This is a genomic window from Andreprevotia lacus DSM 23236, assembly GCF_900176275.1.
GTDB classification, from domain to species: Bacteria; Pseudomonadota; Gammaproteobacteria; order Burkholderiales; family Chitinibacteraceae; genus Andreprevotia; species Andreprevotia lacus.
The window spans coordinates 1-1,195 of sequence record NZ_FWXD01000081.1 but is presented as its reverse complement, the minus strand read 5'-3'; the positions used below and the strand labels follow the sequence as shown (position 1 = coordinate 1,195).

Annotated in this window: 2 protein-coding genes; both read right to left on the bottom strand. The window is 48.5% G+C overall.

Annotation, left to right across the window (positions count from 1 at the left end; genetic code table 11):
- Positions 1–231 precede the first annotated feature (231 nt).
- Positions 232–456, bottom strand: a complete 225-nt coding sequence (locus B9A19_RS21855; RefSeq protein WP_084093241.1) for a hypothetical protein — start codon at positions 454–456, stop codon at positions 232–234.
- Entirely contained in the window at positions 446–1,057 is a 612-nt protein-coding gene (locus B9A19_RS22390) for a hypothetical protein (RefSeq protein WP_139799074.1), read from the bottom strand. Before B9A19_RS22390 ends, B9A19_RS21855 begins: the two co-directional genes overlap by 11 nt.
- Between the last annotated feature and the right edge of the window lie 138 nt (positions 1,058–1,195).

The window sequence follows — 1,195 nt, the reverse complement described above, 5'->3', positions numbered from 1 at the left end:
CACTACTGAGGACTGCCTTGGTTCGAGCCATCGCTGCACCCTGGGAGGAGATGGCTCAGTATAGGATGATAAATAGACCTAACCAAACAGTATTGGGTCAGGTCTTGCAATCATACATTTCTGCCGCTTTGATTACCCGGCCACCCCTGACATAGCGCTCACCAAAGTGGGTTGCAATCTCAGTTGTTGGATTGCAAGACCTGACCCCGGATTTTCGGATTTTTCACTAGCTTATTTCCCTTTCAAATATTCTTCACTTGAAATTTCAAAGCCATAGAGTGTGGCATCGTTGAAAATTTTATTGTCGTGAGGCACAGGTGTAGGCAACTCTGCCTTACCATAGGGGCGAACAAATATACACCCGGCCACATGATCCCAACGGAACATTACTTTCATATACGAATAGTCAATATAAACGTCACGACCAACGAAATTGGTGCCCTTTTCAACCGCCATTTTCCCTCCTTACGATCTCGTAATACGCGCGACTTTGGGCCGCAATTTCAGCCGCCTGTGGATCAGCTGGTGATAGAACTCGATACTGCTCATAGAGTTGATGCCCAAGTCCTCCAGGTACGGAAGTTTGATGCACGATTTGATTGTAGGTGTCATCACCAAGAATTTGACGAGCAACCCTCTCGGACTCCTTGGCATATATCATCGCGGGTGTGTTGACTTGAATTTCACCAAGAATGCCGGCTTTCGTTTTAATGGTTGAATTGACACCGCTATAACCAAGTGGATTTGAATCTGGAGCTATGACCCTGACCTCTGCGCCGCGCCCATTCAGCTCAGTCACCACAGTACCGATATAGGACGGCGATACGACAATCGTGTTACGGGCAAGATCGTTAAGCAAAGTAGGATCACCTGCAATCCAGGGATTATCATTCAACTTCTGAAGAGCACGAGCTTCAGATTTTACCGGCGCTTTGGCAACTATCGCACCGTCAAACATAGAGGCAATGTCATCGGCCATCGCATCAATCTCAGCCTTCGCTGCAGGCGCCTTGGCGTAAATGGAAGCAAAAGAAGGAATTCCAATCGCTGTACTCACTGGCGCAAATACCTTGCTTGGAGCAGGGGCTTTTTGCGCATCCCCCTAGCAGGCTGGTGAGAAACTCCCAACCCCTTGCAGCAAGCGGAGTTTGAGGCAGAATTCCGCCTCAAACCAGCCACCTACTTTCCCCATTTC